Source organism: Polynucleobacter difficilis (assembly GCF_003065365.1).
Taxonomy (GTDB): Bacteria; Pseudomonadota; Gammaproteobacteria; order Burkholderiales; family Burkholderiaceae; genus Polynucleobacter; species Polynucleobacter difficilis.
Genome location: NZ_CP023276.1, coordinates 1,848,345 through 1,871,332, shown reverse-complemented (window position 1 = coordinate 1,871,332; position 22,988 = coordinate 1,848,345). Strand labels below are relative to the sequence as shown.

The 22,988-nt window shown below is 49.6% G+C and carries 27 protein-coding genes; 19 read left to right on the top strand and 8 right to left on the bottom strand.

Features of this window, described 5'->3' with window-relative positions; genetic code table 11:
* Position 1 precedes the first annotated feature (1 nt).
* The gene (gene ptsP, locus AOC34_RS09520; RefSeq protein WP_108469829.1) at positions 2–1,756 is read left to right on the top strand and encodes a phosphoenolpyruvate--protein phosphotransferase; all 1,755 of its coding nucleotides are present in this window, start codon (positions 2–4) and stop codon (positions 1,754–1,756) included.
* Positions 1,757–1,768: 12 nt separating this feature from the next.
* On the opposite strand, the gene AOC34_RS09515 is transcribed toward ptsP, so the two are convergent.
* From AOC34_RS09515 to gpmA, 3 genes are read right to left on the bottom strand one after another with little or no spacing between them, the layout of a single operon-like run.
* A complete protein-coding gene (locus tag AOC34_RS09515; protein ID WP_108469828.1) occupies positions 1,769–2,527 on the bottom strand; it encodes a HesA/MoeB/ThiF family protein in 759 nt (252 codons plus the stop codon).
* A gap of 9 nt (positions 2,528–2,536) precedes the next feature.
* Positions 2,537–3,973 carry a S41 family peptidase gene (locus AOC34_RS09510; protein WP_108469827.1) on the bottom strand — a complete coding sequence of 479 codons (1,437 nt, stop codon included), beginning with the start codon at positions 3,971–3,973 and terminating at the stop codon, positions 2,537–2,539.
* A 52-nt stretch (positions 3,974–4,025) separates the two neighbouring features.
* Positions 4,026–4,715: a 2,3-diphosphoglycerate-dependent phosphoglycerate mutase gene (gene gpmA, locus AOC34_RS09505; protein ID WP_108469826.1), complete on the bottom strand. Its 690-nt coding sequence runs from the start codon at positions 4,713–4,715 to the stop codon at positions 4,026–4,028.
* A gap of 34 nt (positions 4,716–4,749) precedes the next feature.
* Between gpmA and AOC34_RS09500 the strand changes: the two genes are divergently transcribed.
* From AOC34_RS09500 to AOC34_RS09485, 4 genes are read left to right on the top strand one after another with little or no spacing between them, the layout of a single operon-like run.
* A complete protein-coding gene (locus AOC34_RS09500) occupies positions 4,750–5,154 on the top strand; it encodes a rhodanese-like domain-containing protein (protein ID WP_234408100.1) in 405 nt (134 codons plus the stop codon).
* 3 nt (positions 5,155–5,157) lie between these two features.
* On the top strand, positions 5,158–5,421 hold the full coding sequence (gene grxC, locus AOC34_RS09495; protein ID WP_108469824.1) for a glutaredoxin 3: 264 nt from the start codon (positions 5,158–5,160) through the stop codon (positions 5,419–5,421).
* A gap of 22 nt (positions 5,422–5,443) precedes the next feature.
* On the top strand, positions 5,444–5,968 hold the full coding sequence (secB, locus tag AOC34_RS09490; protein ID WP_108469823.1) for a protein-export chaperone SecB: 525 nt from the start codon (positions 5,444–5,446) through the stop codon (positions 5,966–5,968).
* A 21-nt stretch (positions 5,969–5,989) separates the two neighbouring features.
* Positions 5,990–7,012, top strand: a complete 1,023-nt coding sequence (locus tag AOC34_RS09485; RefSeq protein ID WP_108469822.1) for an NAD(P)H-dependent glycerol-3-phosphate dehydrogenase — start codon at positions 5,990–5,992, stop codon at positions 7,010–7,012.
* Positions 7,013–7,021: 9 nt separating this feature from the next.
* On the opposite strand, the gene trmL is transcribed toward AOC34_RS09485, so the two are convergent.
* Positions 7,022–7,492: a tRNA (uridine(34)/cytosine(34)/5-carboxymethylaminomethyluridine(34)-2'-O)-methyltransferase TrmL gene (gene trmL / locus AOC34_RS09480; RefSeq protein WP_108469821.1), complete on the bottom strand. Its 471-nt coding sequence runs from the start codon at positions 7,490–7,492 to the stop codon at positions 7,022–7,024.
* The gene (locus AOC34_RS09475) at positions 7,485–8,249 is read right to left on the bottom strand and encodes a ComF family protein (protein WP_108469820.1); all 765 of its coding nucleotides are present in this window, start codon (positions 8,247–8,249) and stop codon (positions 7,485–7,487) included. Before AOC34_RS09475 ends, trmL begins: the two co-directional genes overlap by 8 nt.
* 23 nt (positions 8,250–8,272) lie before the next feature.
* Here AOC34_RS09475 and AOC34_RS09470 point away from each other — a divergent pair, with 23 nt between their 5' ends.
* The 7 genes from AOC34_RS09470 to AOC34_RS09445 all read left to right on the top strand — a co-directional run bounded on the left by AOC34_RS09470 (position 8,273) and on the right by AOC34_RS09445 (position 13,882).
* Positions 8,273–9,070, top strand: a complete 798-nt coding sequence (locus AOC34_RS09470; RefSeq protein WP_234408099.1) for a class I SAM-dependent methyltransferase — start codon at positions 8,273–8,275, stop codon at positions 9,068–9,070.
* 194 nt (positions 9,071–9,264) lie between these two features.
* Complete coding sequence (gene coxB, locus AOC34_RS09465; RefSeq protein WP_108470158.1) at positions 9,265–10,419, top strand: cytochrome c oxidase subunit II; 1,155 nt, start codon at positions 9,265–9,267, stop codon at positions 10,417–10,419.
* A gap of 33 nt (positions 10,420–10,452) precedes the next feature.
* A complete protein-coding gene (ctaD, locus tag AOC34_RS09460; protein WP_108469819.1) occupies positions 10,453–12,057 on the top strand; it encodes a cytochrome c oxidase subunit I in 1,605 nt (534 codons plus the stop codon).
* Between the two features lie 29 nt (positions 12,058–12,086).
* Positions 12,087–12,197, top strand: a complete 111-nt coding sequence (locus AOC34_RS10360) for a cytochrome oxidase small assembly protein (protein ID WP_234408098.1) — start codon at positions 12,087–12,089, stop codon at positions 12,195–12,197.
* Positions 12,198–12,209: 12 nt separating this feature from the next.
* Positions 12,210–12,806: a cytochrome c oxidase assembly protein gene (locus tag AOC34_RS09455; RefSeq protein ID WP_108469818.1), complete on the top strand. Its 597-nt coding sequence runs from the start codon at positions 12,210–12,212 to the stop codon at positions 12,804–12,806.
* Positions 12,803–12,997 carry a DUF2970 domain-containing protein gene (locus AOC34_RS09450; RefSeq protein ID WP_108469817.1) on the top strand — a complete coding sequence of 65 codons (195 nt, stop codon included), beginning with the start codon at positions 12,803–12,805 and terminating at the stop codon, positions 12,995–12,997. Before AOC34_RS09455 ends, AOC34_RS09450 begins: the two co-directional genes overlap by 4 nt.
* 30 nt (positions 12,998–13,027) lie before the next feature.
* Positions 13,028–13,882 (top strand): cytochrome c oxidase subunit 3, encoded by an 855-nt coding sequence (locus AOC34_RS09445; protein WP_108469816.1) that lies wholly within the window; start codon positions 13,028–13,030, stop codon positions 13,880–13,882.
* Between the two features lie 57 nt (positions 13,883–13,939).
* Here AOC34_RS09445 and AOC34_RS09440 read toward each other — a convergent pair whose 3' ends face one another.
* Positions 13,940–14,149, bottom strand: a complete 210-nt coding sequence (locus AOC34_RS09440; RefSeq protein ID WP_108469815.1) for a twin transmembrane helix small protein — start codon at positions 14,147–14,149, stop codon at positions 13,940–13,942.
* Between the two features lie 15 nt (positions 14,150–14,164).
* Between AOC34_RS09440 and AOC34_RS09435 the strand changes: the two genes are divergently transcribed.
* Genes AOC34_RS09435 through AOC34_RS09415 form a run of 5 tightly spaced genes read left to right on the top strand, consistent with a single transcriptional unit; the run spans position 14,165 to position 18,241 of the window.
* Positions 14,165–14,941 (top strand): SURF1 family protein, encoded by a 777-nt coding sequence (locus AOC34_RS09435; protein WP_234408097.1) that lies wholly within the window; start codon positions 14,165–14,167, stop codon positions 14,939–14,941.
* Positions 14,942–14,948: 7 nt separating this feature from the next.
* Positions 14,949–15,608: a hypothetical protein gene (locus AOC34_RS09430; protein WP_108469814.1), complete on the top strand. Its 660-nt coding sequence runs from the start codon at positions 14,949–14,951 to the stop codon at positions 15,606–15,608.
* Positions 15,605–16,726, top strand: a complete 1,122-nt coding sequence (locus AOC34_RS09425) for a COX15/CtaA family protein (RefSeq protein ID WP_108469813.1) — start codon at positions 15,605–15,607, stop codon at positions 16,724–16,726. Before AOC34_RS09430 ends, AOC34_RS09425 begins: the two co-directional genes overlap by 4 nt.
* The gene (gene cyoE / locus AOC34_RS09420; RefSeq protein WP_108469812.1) at positions 16,723–17,622 is read left to right on the top strand and encodes a heme o synthase; all 900 of its coding nucleotides are present in this window, start codon (positions 16,723–16,725) and stop codon (positions 17,620–17,622) included. The genes AOC34_RS09425 and cyoE overlap by 4 nt, the downstream gene beginning before the upstream one ends.
* Positions 17,615–18,241 carry an SCO family protein gene (locus tag AOC34_RS09415; RefSeq protein ID WP_108469811.1) on the top strand — a complete coding sequence of 209 codons (627 nt, stop codon included), beginning with the start codon at positions 17,615–17,617 and terminating at the stop codon, positions 18,239–18,241. The genes cyoE and AOC34_RS09415 overlap by 8 nt, the downstream gene beginning before the upstream one ends.
* Positions 18,242–18,254: 13 nt before the next feature.
* On the opposite strand, the gene rpoH is transcribed toward AOC34_RS09415, so the two are convergent.
* Positions 18,255–19,127, bottom strand: coding sequence for an RNA polymerase sigma factor RpoH (rpoH, locus tag AOC34_RS09410; RefSeq protein ID WP_108469810.1), 873 nt, complete (start codon positions 19,125–19,127; stop codon positions 18,255–18,257).
* Between the two features lie 157 nt (positions 19,128–19,284).
* Positions 19,285–20,172 (bottom strand): signal recognition particle-docking protein FtsY, encoded by an 888-nt coding sequence (gene ftsY, locus AOC34_RS09405; protein WP_108469809.1) that lies wholly within the window; start codon positions 20,170–20,172, stop codon positions 19,285–19,287.
* A gap of 82 nt (positions 20,173–20,254) precedes the next feature.
* Between ftsY and AOC34_RS09400 the strand changes: the two genes are divergently transcribed.
* Together AOC34_RS09400 and AOC34_RS09395 are read left to right on the top strand one after the other, a co-directional pair.
* Complete coding sequence (locus AOC34_RS09400; protein ID WP_108470156.1) at positions 20,255–21,628, top strand: M16 family metallopeptidase; 1,374 nt, start codon at positions 20,255–20,257, stop codon at positions 21,626–21,628.
* Positions 21,625–22,986: a M16 family metallopeptidase gene (locus AOC34_RS09395; RefSeq protein ID WP_234408096.1), complete on the top strand. Its 1,362-nt coding sequence runs from the start codon at positions 21,625–21,627 to the stop codon at positions 22,984–22,986. Before AOC34_RS09400 ends, AOC34_RS09395 begins: the two co-directional genes overlap by 4 nt.
* Positions 22,987–22,988 lie beyond the last annotated feature (2 nt).

The following is a 22,988-nucleotide window of genomic DNA, read 5'->3' as shown; positions in this document are numbered from 1 at the left end:
CGTGACCTTTTCATTGCACGGCATACCGGTATCCAAGGGCATTGCCATTGGCCGAGCCGTGCTGATCTCTAGGGCGGCGCTTGAGGTTAGTCACCACTTAATCGATCCTGGGCAAGAAGAGGCAGAAGCCGAACGATTGCATGCAGCCTTTAAGCAGGTCCAGTCCGAATTAACTACCCTGCGCGGGGGATTGCCGAAAGATGCGCCACAAGAAATGGCTGCGTTTTTGGATGTCCACAGCATGATTTTGGCTGACCCTACTTTGGCTGAAAAGCCGTTGAAGTTGATCCGGACGGAACGACTCAATGCGGCGTGGGCTTTAACGACCGAGCTAAACGATTTGCTAGAGCAATTTGCCGAAATCGAAGACCCTTATCTGAAAGAGCGTGCCCACGACATTCGGCAGGTGGCAGAGCGCGTTTTAAAAGCGCTGCACTCACAACATAAAGATGGACTGTCCCAGCCTGACTTTTTGGCGCCGACCGATGCTGGGGTTGATGCCATCATTGTGGCCCATGATATTGCGCCGCATGACATGTTGCGCTTTAAGGACTATGCATTTAAAGGCTTTGTTACGGACCTTGGTGGCCGTACCTCGCACACCGCGATTGTGGCCCGCAGTATGGAAATTCCGGCAGTTGTGGGGGCGCGCCATGCCAGCGAGATTATTCGTCACGGCGATTGGCTAGTACTCGATGGTGACCGCGGTGTCGTGGTGGTTTCTCCCAGCGATCGGTTGTTGGCAGACTACCGCGACTTACAGCAAAGTGAGCTTGCAGAGGCGCAGAAGTTACAGCAAATTAAGTATTCCGATACCAAGACGCGCGATGGCGTTCAAATTGAACTCTTGGCCAATATTGAATTACCGGAAGATGCGAAGCAAGCAGTTGAATTTGGTGCGGTAGGTGTTGGTTTATTTCGTTCTGAATTTCTCTTTATGAATCGCAAAGAAGCGCTTCCGGGTGAGGAGCAGCAGTATTTAGAGTACCGCCGTGTCATTGAGGCCATGCATGGTCTGCCGGTCAATATTCGAACCATCGATGTGGGTGCTGACAAAGCCTTGGGTTCGGGTAGTGACCTGTCGCAAACCGGCACGTCCCCGCTGGGCTTGCGGGCGATTCGGTGGTCCCTGACTGAGCCAGAGATATTCTTGACCCAGCTGAGGGCGATTTTGCGGGCCTCTGCACATGGCCAAGCGCGGATCATGATTCCAATGCTGGCGCATGCCAAAGAAATTAGTGAGACCTTGCGCTTACTTGAAAAAGCCAAGGCCCAGCTGCAACAGCGCAATCAGTTGTTTAACCCCAATATTCAAATTGGGGCGATGATCGAGATTCCAGCCGCCGCCTTAGTATTGCCTTTATTTATTCGGCACTTTGATTTTTTATCGATTGGTACGAATGATTTGATTCAGTACACATTGGCGATTGATCGTGCAGATCATGCGGTAGCCCATTTGTATGATCCATACCATCCTGCGATCCTTAATTTGCTGGCGAATATTATTCAGCAAGCAAATCAGGCAGGCATCCCGATTGCGGTATGCGGCGAGATGGCAGGTGACCCAACCTTAACTAAACTATTGCTAGGTATGGGCTTAACGGATTTCTCGATGCACTTTAGTCAGTTGCTATTGGTTAAGCGCGAGATCCTCAGCGCCGATGTCAATAAATTGAAAGCACCAACCGCTGCTGTACTGAGCGCAATTGATCCCGCTGAGCAGGCAGATGCACTGGCGGCGCTCGCCGCAGCCTAATTGCGAATTGATTTATGCGGGGTGTCGCTGGCCGCAGACTGGACAATCGGGGTTGCGGCTAATTTGAATCGTTTCAATTTGGGTATTGCGCGCATTCCATAACAGCAAGCGTCCTATCAAAGGACTACCAAAACCAATCAGTACTTGCAGTGCTTGCGCTGCCTGCATCGTCCCAATAATGCCAACCAAAGGGGAGAAGACCCCCATGGTGGCGCAATTGATTTCCTCTGGTGCTTCGTCGGGCGGAAAGATACAGGCATAGCAAGGCGAGTCAGCACGCTTAACATCAAATACGCTCAGTTGGCCGTCCAGGCGTAACGCCGACCCGGATACCAAGGCGACGCGATGCTGGGCGCAGGCCGCATTGATTACCTGACGGGTAGCGAAGTTGTCAGTGCAATCCAAAACCACATCAATGGAAGGCAAAATGGAAGTCAGGTTACTAGCAGTGGCGCGCTCTTGCAGTGGAATAACGCGGATGCTTGGATTAAGCGCTTCAAGAAAACGCTTGCCTGAATCCACCTTGCTACTACCCACGCTATGTTGGGCGTGCATGATTTGGCGCTGCAAGTTGGTTAATTCAACGGCATCAAAATCCATTAGGGTGATAGTGCCAATGCCGGCTGCGGCCAAGTAGGGCGCGGCGGCGGAACCTAAACCGCCAGCCCCAATGACTAGGACGTGGGACTTGAGTAGTTTTTCTTGCCCCGCTAGGTCAATTTCATCCAGCAGTAAGTGCCTGGAGTAGCGCAGTAACTGCTCGTCGTTCATGGCCTCAGCTTATTCGAGCTTGGAAGCCGAGCGCTGTACTTCTTTGCCATCGATGAAGGCAACGGCTTGCTGCAGCATGAAGTCATCCGGACCGCCCAACTCAACGGGTTTTTTGGACTTGTCTTTTTCACGCTCTTCTGGAGTCTTGTTGGCATTCTTTTCTTCAATGCGCTGCAATTCTTCGATACGGCGTTTTTGGCGATCCAAGATTAATTTTTCTTCCGAGGATTGTTTATTGCGCAGGTGTTTCTCACTATCAATTTCGCGCGTAATTAAAACGTCATCCGGGTCACCCTCTTTGTTTTGATCTACTGCGATATCGGGCTTAATGCCAAAGGCTTGAATCGATCGCCCCTTTGGCGTGTAGTAATAGGCAGTTGTGATCTTCAGCGCAGAGTCATTCGAGAGTGGGCGAACGGTTTGCACTGAGCCTTTGCCAAAGGTAGTCTTACCAATAATGGTGGCCCGCTTGTAATCTTGGAGCGCTCCAGCGACGATCTCAGATGCAGAAGCGGAGAAGGCATTAACCAGAACGACCATCGGGACCTTCTTAAATAATGGAGGAACCGATGCCAAAGGATCGCCTGCTTCGCTGAGGCGATACATCGAAGGCGTCGCATTGAAAATTTGGGTGGAATCAGGCGCCTGACCCTTGGTTGAAACAATTACAGAATTAGCTGGCAGGAAGGCTGCCGCAACCCCAACAGCCCCTTGTAGTAAGCCGCCACCGTTGTTCCTTAAATCCAAGATAACGCCTTTTAAATTGGGATTTTTCTCGGCAATTTCACTGAGCTTCTTTGCTAAATCGGGAACAGTCCGTTCTTGAAAGCTGGTAATGCGCACCCATGCAATATCTTGATCGACAATTTTGGTTTTGATCGACTGCACTTTGATTTCAGCGCGGGTGATCGTCACTGGAAAACTGCGCTCTTCACTTTTTCTAAAAATGGTCAGCGTAATTTTTGTTCCTGGTTTGCCGCGCATGGTGCGCACTGCTTTATCCAATGACATGCCACGAACGGGCTTGTCGTCCAGGCGCGTGATTAAGTCACCCGCTTGAAGTCCAGCACGCGCTGCAGGACTGTCCTCAATTGGATTGAGCACTTTTACCAAACCATCTTCGGAGGTAATTTCAATACCAAGCCCAGCAAACTTACCCGCAGTCTGCTCTTGCATTTCTGAGAAATCTTTTTTATCCAAATACGAAGAATGCGGATCCAAACTGCTCACCATGCCTTTTACGGCATCGGTCAGTAATTGCTTGTCTTCGATTGGTTCAACGTACTCTCGCTTGATTTGAGAAAACACATTGGATAGTGTGCGTAGCTCATCGAGCGGTAGCGTTGTGGTGCCTTGTTGCGCTGTGGCAGAAAACTGGATGGTCGCGGCAACGCCGGCGATCAGACCAACAGAAACAAGAGCAAGGCTTTTAAATAAATGGCGCATGTGGGCGATAGGGTGTTTTTGGTACTGGATTAAGTATGTCGCCTATTTTGCTCTAGTCTAGGTAAAAATGCTGTTTCGGCTTCAAATCATCATCCAATTCATAGACGAGGGGTTTGCCGTTGGGCACATTGACCTCCATGATGTCGGTTTCAGAGGTTCCATCCAAGAATTTAATCAGCGAGCGGATGCTATTGCCGTGGGCAACCAAAACAACCCGTTTGCCCAGCTTGAGTGCAGGTGCGATCGATTCGTTCCACAGGGGCATAACCCGATCAATCGTATCTTTCAGGCACTCACCCAAGGGAATATCACCCTGCTCTAGCTTGGTATAGCGGCGATCGCCGTGGCTGTTGCGCTCATCGTTCAGGTCTAGTAAGGGAGGGCGAATGTCAAAGGAGCGACGCCAAATATGCACCTGCTCATCGCCGTATTTAGCTGCGGTTTCGGCCTTATTGAGGCCAGTCAGGGCGCCGTAATGCCGCTCATTTAGGCGCCAACTGTGCACCACTGGAATCCACATCAAGTTCATTTCATCTTGAATGTACCAAAGCGTACGGATGGCGCGGCGCAAAACGGAGGTATATGCAATATCAAACTCATAGCCCGCTTTTTTCAGGCTTTTGCCTGCTGCGATGGCCTGATCGATGCCTTTTTGGGTTAAATCGACATCGGCCCAGCCAGTGAAGCGGTTTTCAAGGTTCCAGGCAGATTCACCATGGCGGATAAGGACAAGTTGTTTCATAGAGCCATTCTATAATCTAAGGATGAACTTTTTAATGCAAATCGAAAATATGGCGCTTATTGCGCTCGTATTGGTTACAGGCGTAGCGCTATTTCTGCCTACATTATCAACGCTAATTATGGGGGGCGGACTTTCGCCAACCGAAGCCACCACGTGGATCAATCGGAAAAAGGCGCAAATTGTAGATGTTCGCCCAGAAGCTGATTTTCAGGCTGGGCACTTGCCCAATGCAAAGCGCATTGCAGAGGATCAAATTGCCTCTGGTATCGATAAGCTCAAACTGGATCGTAAGTTACCCGTGATTGTGGTTTGCCAAAGCAATGTGGCCTCACGTGGCCCGATTAAAGCGCTGCAGTCGGCTGGATTTGCAGAGGTGAAAAACCTCGATGGCGGCATGCAGGCGTGGACTACGGCTGGACTACCATTGGCTAAAGGCTAAGTGATGCCCTCCGTTCTCATGTACAGCACCCGCGTTTGCCCTTACTGCGTAATGGCTGAAAAGCTATTGCAAAAAAAAGGAGTGGCGCAATTAGAAAAAATTCTGATTGACCTCGAGCCCGCGCAGCGTGAGACCATGATGGCCCGAACTGGACGCCGTACCGTGCCACAAATTTACATTGGTGATCATCACGTTGGCGGCTATGACGACTTGGCTGCGCTTGATCGCGCAGGTAAGTTGGATGCTTTATTAGCTGACCCAATCTAATTTTTTAACGAGAAAGTTCTGTATGAGCGAGCAAACAGCATCCCCAAAAGACGGAGCCGGCGAAGCAGTAGAACCGAGCTTCAATATTCAACGGATTTACCTGAAGGATCTATCGCTTGAGCAGCCTAATGCCCCTGCTATTTTGCTGGTGCAAGAAGAGCCGCAGATTCAGATGGAAATTGATATCGCCGTTGACCCATTGGCTGAAGGTATTTTTGAGGTGGCCTTGATTGCAACCTTGACTGCACGCGTCGATGGCAAGGTTCTGTTTTTGGTTGAAGCAAAGCAAGCTGGTATTTTTCACTTTGTTCTTATTCCACCGGAACAGGTTGATCCCATGCTCGGCGTAACTTGCCCCACCATTTTGTTCCCCTATTTGCGTTCCAATGTGGCCGACATTGTGAGTCGCGCTGGCTTTCAGCCGATTCACCTGAATGAAATTAATTTCCACAGCCTATATCAGCAGCGCTTATTGCAAGCTCAAGGCTCTGTTGGAAGCGATGGCAAGGAAGCAGCTCAGGAAAGCAAAATTATTTTGCCCAACTAAACCCAGGGCAAGTCACTCACTATGAATGTGACACTACTCGGGGCCGGCGCATGGGGCACTGCCATGGCCGCCCAAGCGGCACAGCATTTGCCACCAGGCTCAGTCAGGCTTTGGGCCCGCAGTGCTGAGCAAGCAAAAGTAATGCAGGCGGAGCATCAGAATCAGCGTTACCTTCCTGATATTGCTTTGCCAACTGCGTTGCAGGTGGACTCTGATTTAAAGCGTACTTTAGCGCTCTTGCGCCCAAGTGATTTGCTTGTGATTGCGACGCCAATGTCCGGCTTATCTGAAACGATTGCTTGCGTTTTGCAGCAAGCAGCGCACCCCTTGAATATCGTGTGGCTGTGTAAAGGCTTAGAGCCGATTACGGCGCTTCTGCCACATCAAGTGGTTGAGCGGGAGTTAGCCAAATACAGTCGTGGCATTGCCCATGCGGTGGGTGTTGTTTCAGGCCCTAGCTTTGCCAATGAGGTTGCGCGTGGCCTGCCATGTGCTTTAACCGTAGCCAGCAAATCAACCGCATTGTGTCAAGCAGTTCAGGCCGCTTTTCATCATGGCAATATGCGCATTTATGCCAGCGATGATTTGATTGGCGTAGAGCTTGGCGGCGCCGTAAAAAACATTATGGCAATTGCAGCTGGTATCGGTGATGGTCTTGGCTTGGGTCTTAATGCACGCGCTGCAGTATTAACTCGCGGCCTTGCAGAAATGATGCGGCTGGTAAAAGCTGCTGGCGGAAAGCCTGAGACCTGCATGGGCTTGACGGGTGTAGGAGATCTGATTTTGACCGCAACGGGTGATTTATCGCGCAATCGTCGCGTTGGACTATTGCTGGCTGCGGGACAATCGCTACAAAACGTGTTGAGTAATTTAGGTCATGTCGCGGAGGGTGTTTTGTGTGCAGCTGCAGTTGCTGATTTAGCAAAGCGCCTCAATGTGGATATGCCGATTACCAGCAATATGTGCGACGTTCTTTCCGGTCAAATTACGGCGCAGCAGGCAGTGCAAAAATTAATGGGCCGCGAGCCAAAACCAGAACATTGAATTCGGTTTTTAGGCCCCGCCCGCAAAGCCATTTTGTCGCCAGGCCTCATATACCAAGATAGCGACGCTGTTCGATAAATTGAGGCTACGACTATTTTCCTGCATGGGTAGTCGTACTCGGTTTTGCTCGGGGATGGCATTGCGTACTTCATCACTGATCCCTTTGGTTTCGGAACCAAAAACAAAATAGTCGTTTGCAGTAAAGCGCGCCTCAGCAAAGCTAGCCTTACCTTTGGTGGTGAGTGCAAATAAGTGCTTTGGATCGGGCTTGGTTTTGTCTAAAAAGTCAGCCCAGTTTTTATAGACCAGGAGGTTGGCGAATTCATGATAGTCAAGGCCAGCCCTGCGCAATTTGGTATCTTCCAGCGGAAAGCCCAAGGGCTCGATCAGATGTAACGTTGCCCCAGTGTTGGCGCACAAGCGAATGATATTGCCCGTGTTGGGCGGAATTTCAGGCTCGAACAAAACAACATTAAACATCGCTTAGATCCTTAGAATGAATCCGTGTTTGGGGCCTTAAGGTGCGCAATACAACCCAATTCACCACGGAACGTGCCCCATTATCCTTCAGCAGGGTAGCGATCTCCTGCAAGGTTGAGCCGGTGGTCATGACATCGTCAAATACGACGATCGATTTATTGTGTATTTTCTGGATCGCCTCTGGATGAATGTAAAACGCATGACGTAATGCAGTCTGTCGATCGAGGCGATTGTGCTCCACTTGATTTGCGTCCGAGTGGTGTCGATGCAAGGCATTGGCAATCAGCTGAAATGAAGGTGGTAATCGAATGCGCCTGGCTATTTCCCAAGATTGGTTGAAGCCACGGTGATTGAGTTTTTGTGTGCTGAGCGGCACAGGTAATAACACTGCTGCTTCCGAGGTATTCAGGTGCGGTAGTGCCAAACGGTTCCAGGCAAAGGCAAGGGCATCGGCAATGGCCAGTCGCCGTTGGTATTTGAGCTGATGCATTGCATTCTGCAAGACGCCATCGTAGCGATCAAGGCAATGCGTTCGATCAAATGCCGGAGCATGCAATAGGCAGGCTTTGCATTGGCCTTCTTCAGTGTTGTAATCATCAAGATCAACCCCGCAGCGGATGCAGCAGGGGTAATGAAAGAGCGATTGGTTTTCTAAAAACGCGAAGCAAGCATGGCACAACATTTCCGTTTGATGACGGGTGCACACGATGCATGCGGTGGGTAATAAATGCGTAAAGAGGGTGTGTAAAAAATGCATGGGGCGCTGAGTATACTGAGCACATGACCCGATCATTAAGATGGCTTAAAGACGATATTGCCTTGCGCATGATGCAAAAACTCGAGCTGCTCAAACATCAGCCGCGCTCACTATTGATCATTCCGGACGCGCCTGGAGTACACGCAAATCGCTTGGCCAAACGATTTCCAAAAGCGGCGCTCTCAAGCATTCCGGAGTTGGGTCTCAGTTGGGCTGATATAACAAAAATGAAGTTAGCTCGAACCTGCGGCTTTATTACCAACGGCCTATCGCGCTTTCCAACCATGCGTGAGGGCAAGCTTGCTCTTGCGGGTCAATCACAAGACATGGTGTTTAGTAATTTATGGATCCATTCGTTGGATCAGCCTAAATGGGTCGTTCAGGAGGCGTGGCGGGTCTTGCGCGAGGGTGGCCTATTTTCCTTCAGTTACCTTGGCCCCGATACCGGTAAGGAGTTGCGTGCAATGCGATGCGATGCCATGGATGGATCTTCATTGGCAGCTCTGCCTGGAGCATGGGATATGCACGATTTGGGGGATGCGCTGGTGGAAAGCCGATTCTCCGATCCGGTAATGGACATGGAATACCTCTATCTGGAATACGAATCCGATGCGCTTTATCTTCAGGATGCCCATGCTCTTGGGCTTCTCTCAGCGCAGCAGGCGCAGGCAATTGCCGCAGACAAAACCGCTAAATTACCGCAAAAAATGACGCTTGAGGTGGTGTATGGGCATGCTTGGGTGGTGGGTAAACACCTGTCAGAAGCAAAGGACACCTTAGCCTTTATTTCACCCGATCAAATTAAACGTAAGAATGGGTGAGATCTATAATAAGAGTGAGTACTTACTTTAGTATTAACTAATGCCACCATTGATTTCCTCTAAGCGCGCAATTGGATTGTTGATTAAGATAAGAAACCCTATAATTACGCATCAATATGTAAAGCCAGCTTGCTTTTGCCTTATTTATGCGTGGTGATGCATTTAAAAAATTACGATTATTAATAGAGATAAAGATGAATTTACTTGGAAAAGCCGTGAGAGCACTGCTCTTAACCCTTGCCTCAATTAGTACCGGAACGGTATTTGCGAATCAAGATATGCCAGGCGGACCCGCAGTAAATCAACTCAATTTCCCCGCTGCAGCAACCAAAATCATGGCCGAAATCCATTGGCTGCATTGGATGATGCTTGTTATTTGTACGGTGATTTTCATAGGTGTGTTCGGGGTGATGTTCTATTCCATTTTCAAACACCGCAAATCGAAGGGCGCTAAGTCAGCCTCCTTTCATGAAAGCACCACAGTAGAAGTAATCTGGACAGTCATACCTCTCTTGATCGTTATTGGTATGGCGTTGCCAGCGACCAAAACCGTGGTGGCTATGAAAGACACGACCAATGCAGACATCACTATTAAGACTACTGGCTATCAGTGGAAATGGGGATACGACTACATCAAGGGTGAGGGCGAAGGCATCAGCTTTTTATCCACCCTATCGACATCACGTGAGTCCATTAATAACCTAGCACCCAAATCAAACACGTATTTGATGGAAGTTGATAACGAAATGGTCGTGCCAGTCAATAAAAAGATTCGCATGATTACCACAGCCAACGACGTTATTCATGCGTGGGCGGTACCTGCATTTGGCGTTAAGCAAGATGCGATTCCTGGATTTGTGCGCGACACCTGGTTCAAGGCAGAGCAGATTGGCACCTATCGTGGCCAATGCTCAGAGCTCTGCGGCGCCCAACATGCCTTTATGCCAATCGTTGTACGCGTTGTATCCGATGAGGATTACACCAAATGGGTAGAGGCCAAGAAAAAAGAAATGGCCGCATTGGCAGATGATCCAAGCAAGGTCTATACCTTGGCTGAGCAAATGGATCGGGGCGCAAAAGTATATGCAGCCAACTGCGCAGCATGCCATCAACCAAACGGTAAGGGCGCTGGTTCATTCCCTGCTTTGGATGGCAGCAAGGTTGTCTTAGGACCTAAAGAGGCCAACTTCCAGATCATGCTGAACGGTAAAGGCGCTATGCCGAAATGGGGCGGCGTGATTTCAGACGGCGACATTGCAGCAGTGATTACCTATACACGGAATGCGTGGGGCAATAAAACAGGTGATGTTTATCAAACACCTGACCTCATGGCAGCACGGACTAAATAACAACTTAATTAAAAAACCATCTCGGAGCAACTCATGAGCACAGTCTCTACTACCCACGATTCAGCACACGATCACGCGCATGACCATGCGCATGACATGCCACATGGATGGCGTCGGTGGTTGTTTGCAACCAATCACAAAGACATTGGAACGATGTACCTCATCTTTTCCTTTGTCAGTTTGCTGGCTGGTGGTGTTATGGCCCTTGGTATTCGCTTGGAGTTGTTTCAGCCTGGCTTGCAATACCTGCGCCCCGAGTTCTTTAATCAGTTAACAACGATGCATGGCCTGGTGATGGTGTTCGGTGCGATCATGCCGGCCTTTGTTGGTTTTGCAAACTGGATGATCCCGTTGCAGATTGGTGCATCTGACATGGCCTTTGCGCGGATGAATAACTTTAGTTTTTGGATTTTGCCCGTCGCAGCGATCTTGTTGTTTGGTTCATTCCTAGCGCCAGGCGGAGCACCATCCGGTGGTTGGACAATGTATGCCCCGCTGACCTTGCAGATGGGTCCCGGCATGGACATGGCGATTTTCGCCCTTCACTTGCTCGGCGCTTCTTCCATCATGGGCTCGATTAACATCATCGTGACCATCTTGAACATGCGTGCACCTGGCATGACACTAATGAAGATGCCTATGTTTGCATGGACATGGTTGATCACAGCTTACTTGTTAATCGCAGTAATGCCGGTATTGGCGGGCGCGATTACGATGGTTCTAACCGATCGCCACTTTGGCACCTCTTTCTTCTCCGCTGTTGGCGGTGGTGACCCTGTGATGTACCAGCATATTTTCTGGTTCTTTGGTCACCCAGAGGTTTACATCATGATTCTTCCAGCGTTCGGAATTATTAGTGAAGTGATTCCTGCGTTCTCTAGAAAGACCTTGTTCGGTTACAGCTCGATGGTCTACGCTACTGCGTCGATTGCCATTCTGTCGTTCATCGTATGGGCTCACCACATGTTCGCTACTGGTATGCCAGTAACCGGCCAGTTGTTCTTCATGTATGCAACCATGCTGATTGCGGTTCCTACCGGCGTCAAAATCTTCAACTGGGTTGCAACCATGTGGAAAGGCTCGATGACATTCGAGACTCCGATGTTGTGGTCAGTTGGTTTCATCTTCGTATTTACGATGGGTGGGTTCACAGGCTTGATTTTGGCAATTGCCCCAATTGATATCGGCGTACAAGATACCTACTACGTTGTTGCCCACTTCCATTACGTCTTGGTTGCTGGCTCCCTCTTTGCTATGTTTGCTGGTTTCTATTACTGGTGTCCAAAATGGACCGGCTACATGGCTGACGAGTTCCGCGGCAAAGTGCATTTCTGGGGATCGATGATTTTCTTCAACCTCACCTTCTTCCCAATGCACTTCTTGGGCCTTGCAGGTATGCCACGCCGGTATGCCGATTACCCAACGCAGTTTGCTGACTTCAACATGATTGCATCGATTGGCGGACTCGGATTTGGATTAATGCAGGTGTATTTCCTCTTGTTTGTAGTGATGCCCGCCTATCGTGGTCATGGCATTAAGGCATCCGATAGCCCATGGGATGGCGCTAAGGGTCTGGAGTGGACTGTACCTTCGCCAGCACCGCACCATACTTTTGAAACGCCTCCTCGGGTTAGCTAATTCACACTGTGACCCAGGAAACTAAGGACATGTACAAATCAGCTCAGGCAGCGCGTAACCGCCGCTTGGGTCTGATTATGCTTAGCGTTGCCTTTGTTTTCTTTATGGGCATTGTGATGAAACGGGTGATGTTAGGTTAACGCCCAAAAATCATGGCTAACATCAAAACCATCAATCGCCAAATTTTGTTGAAGCTATTGCTCGCTTCTATATTGATGTTTGGTTTTGGCTACGCCTTAGTACCGCTCTATAAAGCACTCTGTGAAGTCACTGGCATCAACGTCGTGACCAATAAAAATAATTATGGTGTGCGTGCGCATGGGGCAACCAAACTAGAAAATACCCAAGTTGACTATTCGCGTACCGTCACGATTGAGTTTGACTCTAATAGCCGTGGGCCATTTTCATTTAAGCCGGTCAAGAATTACCTCGAAGTACATCCGGGTGAAATGGCAGAGATTGTTTACAAGGTATCGAATAACCTGAATCGATCCGTTGATGCGCAGGCGATCCCAAGCTATGCCCCTAAAGCCGCTACCGAATTCTTTACAAAGTTAGAGTGTTTTTGTTTTCAGCAGCAAACCCTCAATCCCCACCAGATGCGCGATATGCCGGTGGTTTTTGTGATTGATCCCAATTTACCAAAAGACGTGAAAACAATTACCTTGTCTTATACTTTTTTTGAGCTCGGCGTAGGCATAAAGCCAGCCGGATCAAGCACGCCACATGCAGTGAAGACGGCCTTATGAAAAAGCAAAGCAGTTTTCTGCAGTCGATGAAGGCGGTGATGTGGGGATTTTTAGGAGTACGTAAGCAGTCGGGTTTACGGGATGATGCAGCCAGCTTGAGTTTTGTCCACATCATCCTTGCTGGGATTTTGGGGGCAGTTGTTTTTATGGCTGCCTTGTTGTTGATTGTAAAAATGGTTGTATTAAGTTAATACTAATTTTGAGTAAATAGAGAGAGCACAATGTCGTCTAATTCAACCCCATACTATTTCGTTCCTGGCTTATCCAGACACCCCGTGATGGCTAGCATTGGCCTGTTGGGTTTTGGAAGCGGCATGACTGGCTTGGTGAACGGCTATTCATGGGGCGCCCCGCTAACGATTGCCAGCGTGGTGTATGTCCTGTTCGTCCTATACAAGTGGTTTGGTGATGCCATCTCGGAGTCCAACTCAGGTCAAAATAGCATTAACGTGGATGTGTCCTATCGCTGGTCGATGAGCTGGTTTATTTTCTCGGAGATCATGTTTTTTGCGGCCTTCTTCTCCGCATTGTTTTATGCGCGTAGCATCTCCATGCCTTGGCTTGGCGATATTGAAAGTAAATTACTCTGGCCTACCTTTACAGCGGTATGGCCAAACGATGGCCCTGCAGGACTAGTAGAGCAATTTTCAACCATGGGTCCATGGCCAATTCCAACCATTAATACCTTGCTTTTGTTGAGCTCGGGCGTAACGGTGACATGGGCGCACCACGCCATTCGTGAGAACAACCAAAAGCATGCTGTATGGGGCCTCGCAGCAACTGTATTTTTGGGCGCGATCTTCTTGGGCTTCCAGGTGTACGAGTACATTCATGCCTACCGTGACTTAAATCTAAAACTAACATCCGGCGTTTACGGTTCAACCTTCTTTATGTTGACTGGATTCCATGGATTTCACGTCTTCTTAGGCGCATTGATGTTGGCCGTAGTCTTGCGCAGAGCCATCCGTGGCGACTTTACCGCAGATAACCACTTTGCCTTTGAAGGTGCGTCCTGGTATTGGCACTTTGTTGACGTCGTTTGGCTTGGACTCTACGTTGTTATCTACTGGATGTAAGCACGGGATGAGCTAGCCAGCAATGGCAAGTTCAATCGAAGACGAAATCGGCCAAGTTTATTGGCCGATTTTGATTCCGGTGGGCTGGATATAGCCTAAGGAATAAGCAAGCCAAATGCCCAAGAAAAGAGCAATGGACAAGCCGATGCGTAGCATGAGTGAGTGAACCATCCGAGAGCTATTGCCTTTGTCTTTCATCATGTAATACAAAGCTGAGCCAAGGCTCGCAATAATCAGTAAAAGGGCAGCAGGCATGATCCATTTCATAATCGAATCCTACCATTGAATATTCTTTCTAGCTTGCTCCGCAATCGCATCATTCCGACCATCGCTATGGTCGTGGTGATGTCGATCGGAATTGGCGCAGGCCTTTGGCAGATGAGCCGAGCTGCTGGAAAGATTGAGAAAGCAGAAAAACTCGCATCCCAGATTGCGCTGCCACCGCTGGATCTAAATACAAAACCCCAATGGACTTTAGCCGAGGCTGATAATCGCCGCCTAGTTGTAGAAGGTGCGTTTTTAGTCGATCAGGCGATTTGGTTGGATAACCGCCCACAGCCGGGTGCGCCAGCAACCAAAGCAGGCTCAGGGCAGTCCGGATTCTATGTGCTGATGCCGTTTCGGCTAGCCGGCATGGAGAACACTGTGATTTGGGTTCAGCGCGGCTGGGGGCCTCGTAATCGAGAAGACCGCTTAGCGCTTCCGCCGATCAATACCCCCAGTGGTGCGTTGCGTATCGAAGGAGTTGGCATTGCCCAGCCCGACCGGGTTTTTGAGCTTGGTGATGGCGGAGCGGGCGGCAATAGCCCCGTGCGGATACAGCAAAATCTGGACCTGACCAAGGAGGCGGAGCGCCACCGGTGGCAACAAATCCCCTTTGTTTTGAAGCAAATTGGTGATGCCGAAAACGATGGCTTAATGCGTAATTGGACCGCAGCAGCAAGCGGCGTCGAACGCCATTATGCTTATGCATTCCAGTGGTTTGCACTCGCGCTGAGTGCCTTCTTATTTTGGCTGATTCATGGCTTGCTGCGAATTCGCCAAACAACAAAAAGGTAGAACGATAGTGGAAGATAAAGAGCTGTTGATACCGGCGGCGCAACACGAGGCGCCGATACCAAACGCACAAACGCGCCGTGGCCGCATTCAAATGCTGCTGCTCTTGTTTGCATGCGCGCTACCGGTGATTGCCTCCTACTTTACGTTTTATGTTTTAAAGCCAGAAGGCGGCAAAACCAATTACGGTCGCTTGGTTACGCCTCCAGAGCAGGCGCAATCAGCCTGGTTTAATCTGCCCCTAGAGGGAAAGTGGACGCTGCTCGTTGCGCGTCCTGCCGCTGAGTGCGTCAGCCAAAATGAAGCATGTTTGCAAGCCCTTTTTTTAATGCGTCAGGTACGCGTTGCACTCGGTAAGCAAAGCCCACGTACGCAATTGGTTTGGGTTGTCACCGACGGCATGCCAGTCGATCCGCAAGTCAGGCGGGCATACGATGAGCAGACGGCTGGATTTTTTATTGTGAATGCACCTACCGCTGCCGCAGAAAAAGCACAGTGGATCAATTGGCTCAATGCGAGACAAGGCGGCAATGACATTCAGCTCCTCAATCCGTTTGGGGAAAAGATGATGCAATTTGCGGTCACCGCCGATCCGAAAGAATTTGCTGGAATGCGCAAGGATCTAGAGAAGTTGCTCAAAGTAAACCAGGCGGGTGAAAAGATTCAATGAGCGATAGCGCAGTCCTCTTTCTGGAGTTAGCCGCAATCGCAATCGTGTTTGCGGGCATACCGCTGGCGTATCTATTCTCACGCCCAAGTCTCAATCTATTTCAGCGACTCAATTGGACTATTGTCTTTCTCACATTTGATTTAATCGTATTCGGTGCCTTTACACGCTTAAGCGACTCTGGCCTGGGCTGTCCAGATTGGCCAGGGTGTTATGGCACCTCCAATCCGTTTCGTGCAATGGAGCAGATTCGTTTGGCAGAGGCGGCTATGCCGGATGGCCCTGTGACCGAAGTCAAGGCCTGGATTGAAATGCTGCACCGCTATTTAGCAATGACCGTCGGCGCATTAATTGTGTTGCAAGTCGGTCTTGCAGTTGCCAAAGCAAAAGAATTGGGCACAAAAGCCGTCGTCGGTAGCCTCGGTTTGCTGGTATTGGTTTGCTTGCAAGGCGCTTTTGGTGCATTGACGGTGACGCTAAAATTACAACCCATCATCGTATCGATTCATTTAATGCTCGCTTTAATTTTATTGGCCCTCCTCACCTGGTATGCACAGCAGCCTTGGCAGGAGAGCGCTGCCCGTGCTGATAAACCCCTGCTATCTGGCAAGCTGCTTGCTATTAGTTTTGGGATTTTGTTCTGGCAAGTATTTTTAGGTGCCTGGGTTAGCACGAATTATGCGGTGTTGGCATGCCCTGATTTTCCGACCTGCATGGGCAGCTTTAGGCCTGAGACGGATTGGGCCAATGCATTCACCCTGTGGCGTGAGCTCGGGCTCGATGCACAGGGCGGAGCGATTTCAACCATCGCACTGCAGACAATCCATTGGACGCACCGGGTTTTTGCCATAGCGGTCATGGTTGTATTGGGCTATTTTGCTTGGGATGCATGGCGTAGTGCTGGACACACTCAAGCAGTATTACGTCGCTGGGCTATTGCGGTTGTTACCTTGCTGGTATTGCAAGTGCTGACCGGTATATCCAATGTTGTCTTTCAGTGGCCGCTGGTGGCTGCCTTATTGCACACCGCAGGCGCAGCTGCCCTTGTTTTGTGCCTGGTCCGGATGTCGGCATGGGCTTCATGGACAGAGAATTTAGTAAGCCCTGGGCGAATCGCATGAGTACTCAACCTAATGCTGTTGGATCTGCAGTGAGGCCGATGCCGAAATGGCGTCAATACGTGGTCTTAACAAAGCCGCGGGTCACGATGCTGGCTGTTTTTTGCGCCATCATCGGCATGTTCTTGGCTACTCCAGGGATGGTGCCGCTCTCAATACTCATTGGCGGAACGATTGGCATTTGGATGCTGGCTAGCGCTGCGTTTGCAGTTAATTGTTTAATTGAGCAAGCGGTCGATGCCAAGATGCGTCGAACTGCGTGGCGGCCATCGGCCACCGGTGAAATTTCATCATCGCACATCATTGTTTTTTCGATCATCATCGGCGGCATTGGCATGGTGGTGCTGTGGTATTTCACGAACCCGTTAACGATGTGGCTAACTTTCGCCACCTTTGTTGGGTATGCCGTGATTTACACCTGGCTCTTAAAGCCAGCGACGCCGCAAAACATTGTGATTGGCGGTCTCTCTGGGGCAATGCCACCAGCCTTGGGTTGGGTTGCGGTAACAAACTCGCTATCCGCTGAGGCATGGTTGTTGGTACTGATTATTTTTGCTTGGACTCCCCCTCACTTTTGGGCGCTTGCCTTGTATCGCCGTGAGGATTATGAAAAGTCTGGGCTCCCGATGCTGCCGGTAACACACGGCGAGCGCTTTACCTTATTGAATATCTTGCTCTATACCTTGATTTTGATTGCGGCCACCTTATTGCCCTACATTTATGGCATGAGCGGTTTGCTCTATTTGATCGGTGCAGTTATTTTGGGTCTGATCTTCTTGGCCTATGCAATTGCCTTGTATATGTCGTATAGCGATCAACTAGCCAAGAAGACCTTTCGTTATTCGATTACCTACTTATCTCTGCTCTTTGCTGTTTTGCTGATAGACCATTATGTTTAGTTTGAATGTACGCTCTTTTTTGAATGTTGCCCCAATCAGGATATTGGGACTGGGCTTATTAGTACTGCTGATTGCCGGCATACTTGGGTGCAGTCCAAAGCCAAACTTTAAGAACGTCGATATCACCGGCAGCACTGCGTTTGGTAATAACTTTAGTTTGCTCGATAGCAATGGCAATACAAAAACCATGGCTGATTACAAAGGCAAAGTAGTTGTAGTATTTTTTGGTTTTACACAGTGCCCCGATGTGTGCCCCACCACTTTAACGGAGATGGATGAGGCGCTAAAACTACTTGGCCCCAAAGCCGATAAGGTGCAGGTCATTTTTATTACGGTCGATCCTGAGCGCGATACGGCAAGTGTGTTGGCGCAGTACGTACCCGCATTTAATCCACGCTTCGTGGGCCTTCGTCCCGCAGATGAGGCAGGACTTGAAAAGGTGGCGAAGGACTTTCGAATTTATTACAAAAAAGTACCCGGATCAAAGCCGGGCTCTTACACGATGGACCATAGTGCAGGAAGTTACGTGTTTGATCAGAACGGTCAGTTGCGGCTGTACATCAAGCATGCGCAAGGACCCGAGGTCTTAGCGCATGACTTGAAGAATATTCTGCAATAAAAACAGAATTAGTTTAGGCTGCCGATGCTTCGAGCAGGCCGCGCATTTTTTTCAGAGCGGCTGTTTCGATTTGGCGTACCCGTTCTGCGGATATGCCGTACTCTGCTGCCAACTCATGCAATGTTTTGGTGCCATTGCCCTCGGCATCCATGGAAAGCCAGCGCGATTGCACAATGTCACGGCTGCGATCGTCCAACCCACTTAAGGCTTCGTCTAGAAGGGGGCCATGCAAACGGCTTGCATCGTTTGCTGCCATCACGCGAGTTGGCTCTTGGCTCTCGTCAGCCAACCACTGAATCGGCGCATAAGCATCCTCGTCCGAGTCATCGCCTTCTAAAGCAACATCACCGCCGGCTAAGCGCATTTCCATCTCGCGGACCTCTGCACCTTTTACATCCAAGGCTTTAGCTAAGGCCTCTACTTCGGATGAGCTGAGTGCATTCAGTGTGGGCTTGTTACTACGCAGATTGAAAAATAATTTGCGCTGCGCTTTGGTTGTGGCTAGTTTAACCAGACGCCAATTTTTTAAAATGTATTCATGAATCTCTGCTTTGATCCAATGGATCGCATAGGAAACCAGACGCGCACCTTGCGTTGGGTCGTAGCGCTTGACCGCCTTCATCAGACCAAGATTGCCTTCTTGGATCAGGTCGGCATGCGGAATGCCATAGCCCAAGTATTGGCGCGCAACCGAAACGACGAGGCGCAAGTGGGAGAGCACTAAACCCTTCGCAGCATCAACGCTTTCAGTGCGTCGAAACTCTTGTGCTAGGTGTAATTCTTCAGCAGCGCTGAGCATCGGTAAACGATTGACATACGCAATATAGGAATCCAGTGTGCCAACCCCGAGTGAGGGCAGCATGGATGTGCTGAGGCTAGCGCTCATACTTCCTTGATACGAAAATGGCGCGGTAGCTATAGGAGACTTCAATATGTTCTTTTGGACCATTGTTAACTTGTGATTATCAGTAGTAAGAATACGTTCATTTTAGCACTCTATTTAGGAGAGTGCTAATTTGCTTATAATTTTATAACTTACTGATTTAGTTGAATAATTCGGTCGAATACTGCTTTGCATTGAAGGGCACCAGGTCCTGAATACCCTCTCCTTTGCCCAGCGCAAAGATGAGGGGCTTAGCCTCCCCCTGGAAGGTCTGCGCCAAGGCACAAATCACCCCGCCTTTGGCCGTGCCATCCAGCTTCGTAACAATTAATCCTGTGAGGCCTAGGGCGGCATGGAAAGCCTTTACCTGACTAATGCCGTTTTGACCAGTATTGCCATCCAGGACTAAGAGGATTTGATGGGGCGCTCCTGGCAAGGCCTTGCTAATCACGCGCTTGACCTTTTTAAGCTCTTCCATCAAGTTATCTTGAGTGGCTAGGCGGCCAGCCGTATCAATAATTAAGACATCACTTTTTCGCGCAATGGCAGCGTGGATGGCGTCATGTGCCACAGCAGCAGCATCACCGGTTTCCTGACTAACCAGGTCTACACCATTACGCACCGCCCACTCTTTCAGTTGATTGCGCGCTGCCGCTCGAAAGGTATCGCCTGCCGCCAATAGAACGGCACGTTCTTGCGACTGAAAGTGGTGGCAGAGCTTGCCGATTGTCGTCGTTTTGCCGGCGCCATTTACGCCAACCACGAGCCATACCTCGGGTCGATGCGCCGATTGCATAAATAGGGGATTGGGATTGGCCTCAAGAGTCGAGAGTAGGGCGCTAACGGCATCAATTAGGAGTGCTTGCAGGGCTTCTGGGGAAGCAGCTTTTTCTGACTTCGCGGCGGCACGCAGGGTCTCCATCAGCCGCTCCGTAGTGGGTAAGCCAACATCACTTTGAATCAGTGATTCTTCCAGTGTGTCAAACCATGCCTCATCCGTGCGGCTTGATTTAAACAGGGACCCTAGGGTTTTACGTAATCCAAACATTGTCGATACAATCCAATTAAGGGCATATATGTTCTATAAGTGCATCTTATCAACTAAATCTAACATGATGGCGGTCTTGTCCATGCAATCTTCCCATTTACGCAATGGCGTTTTCGTGTTGCTGTGCCAACTGGCCTTGGCTGGATTTCAGCTGGCGCAGGCCCAATTGAAGCCCGATTCAGCGCAGACCCACGAATACCGGCTGGCCAATGGCCTGAAGTTAATTGTTCGCGAAGATAATCGTGCCCCAACAGTAGCGCATATGGTTTGGTACAAAGCTGGCTCAATGGATGAAACCAATGGTCGTACGGGAGTAGCCCATGTACTGGAACACATGATGTTTAAGGGGACTAAAACCGTTAAATCAGGTGATTTTTCAAAGCGGGTTGCGGCAATGGGTGGTCGCGAGAATGCCTTCACCTCGATGGATTACACAGCTTATTTTCAGCAAATTGAGCGGAGCAAGTTGGCCGAAGTCATGCGTCTTGAAGCGGACCGGATGAATAACCTCAATTTTGACGATGCCGAATTTGCAAAAGAAATTCAGGTGGTTATGGAGGAGCGTAGGCTTCGTACCGAAGATAAAGCATCGGGCTTGCTCTATGAAAACCTCATGGCAACGGCATTTAAAGCAACGCCTTACCGTCACCCCATTATTGGCTGGATGAATGATTTAGAAAACATGGTGCCCAATGATGCGCGCCAGTGGTATCGCGATTGGTATGCGCCAAACAACGCCACGGTTGTGATTGCCGGGGATGTCGACCCAGAAAAGGTTCGGGCTATCGCTGAAGCAACGTACGGCAAATTGAGTACGCGCGAACTACCGATACGTAAGCCGCAAATCGAACCAGCCCAGCGCGGTACTAAGCAAGTTATTGTCAAAGCTCCGGCGGATACACCCCAATTGGCGATGGCCTGGAAGGTGCCGCACATTGATCCTGCAAAAATAGAAGAGTACGAGCCGTACGCACTCGCTTTATTGGCGGCAGTCTTGGACGGCTACGACAATGCTAGACTCAATCGCGCTTTAGTAAAACAAGACCGAGTAGCCAATACGATTGATGCAAGCTATGACATGGTTGCCCGTGGTCCCCAGCTATTTTTTATTCTGGGTACGGTGGCCAAAGGCAAGACAGTAGCGCAACTGGAAAGCGGTATCCGGTCGGTTTTATCCGAGCTCAAATCAAAGGGCATTACTGCAGCCGAGTTAAAGCGCATTCAGGTGCGCATCTTGGCTGACAAAATTTACAAACGCGATTCTATTTTTGGTCAAGCCATGGAAATTGGTAGCGCTGAAATTGCAGGCGTCTCATGGAAGCAGCTTGATCCCATTCTGGATCGACTGCAAGCGGTTACACCAGAGCAGGTACAAGCAGTCGCTAAGAAGTACTTGATTGACGATACGCTGACGATTGCGACCTTGGAGCCACAGGTAAGGGGAGCGACTAAATGAAGGGCTATATGGGTTTAAGCAAGGGCGTGCAAGCGGCAATACTGCAATCGATCGCACTCGGGTTATTGGTATTTGCTGGAAGTGCAAAGGCGATTCTGCCGATTGAAACCCTGGATACCGTTAAGGGAGCTAAAGCATATTTTATTCAGACCAAGTCATTGCCCATCATTGATGTGGAAGTCTCGATTGATGCCGGTAGTCGGTATGACCCTGACAATAAAAACGGCGTCGCTGCTTTAACGGCACAACTATTGACCTTAGGCACGGGCAGCGGCAAGTCGAGCTTGAATGAAGCGCAAATTGCCGATCAGATCGCCGACCTTGGCGCCAGTATTAGCGTAGCCGCAAGCAGTGAGCGTACGGTATTGAGGATACGCAGCTTAAGCCGTACTGATTTGCGTGAGCAGGTTGTGCAGTTAGCCTCTTTGATTTTGGCAAAACCAAGTTATGACAGCAAAGTGCTTGATCGTGAAAAGCAACGTCTGATTACTGCGCTACTCGAAGCCCAAACCAAGCCAGAAACGATTTTGCAGCAAAACTTGCGTAAAGCCGTTTACGGAAAATATCCACTGGCCTACTTTTCGACACCAAAAACAGTGGCTGCAATCACTACGACTGATTTGCGAAACTTTCATACTGGTTTGTATCGTGGCGATCGCATTAGCGTCAATATCGTTGGCGATCTGGACCGCACGCAGGCTAACGCCATCGTGCGGGCTCTATTGGCTGGTCTGCCACAATCGGGTCCCGCCATTGCCCCGCTGCCCGTGATGCAGCAAACCCCGCAAGGACCATTGAGTCAGCGCGAAGTACGGATTCCGTTTGATACACAGCAAGCCCATATTGCCATGGGCATGACGGCCATTACGCGCAACAATCCAGATTTTTTCCCACTGCTGGTTGGAAATTACGTTTTGGGGGGTGGCGGATTTGTATCCCGTTTAATGGCTGAGGTTCGAGAAAAGCGCGGCCTTGCCTACAGCATTAATAGCTATTTTGCGCCCGGGAAGGATGCGGGTTTCTTTGAGGCAGGGATGCAAACCAAAAAAGACCAAGCTATTTTAGGTTTGGAAGTAATGCAAAAAACAATTAGCCAATTTATTGCAGATGGCCCAAGCGAAGATGAGTTACTCGCTGCTAAATCCAATCTAGTGAATGGCTATCCATTGCGACTGGATAGCAATCGAAAACTACTCGATAACTTATCAGGCATTACCTGGAACGACTTGCCCCTTGACACCATGGAAACCTGGACCAAACAGGTTGAGGCAGTCACCCTCAATCAAATACGCGCAGCCTTTCAGCGGCATTTGGATATGAACCGGATGCAAATTGTCGTGGTTGGAATTAATAAGTAAGC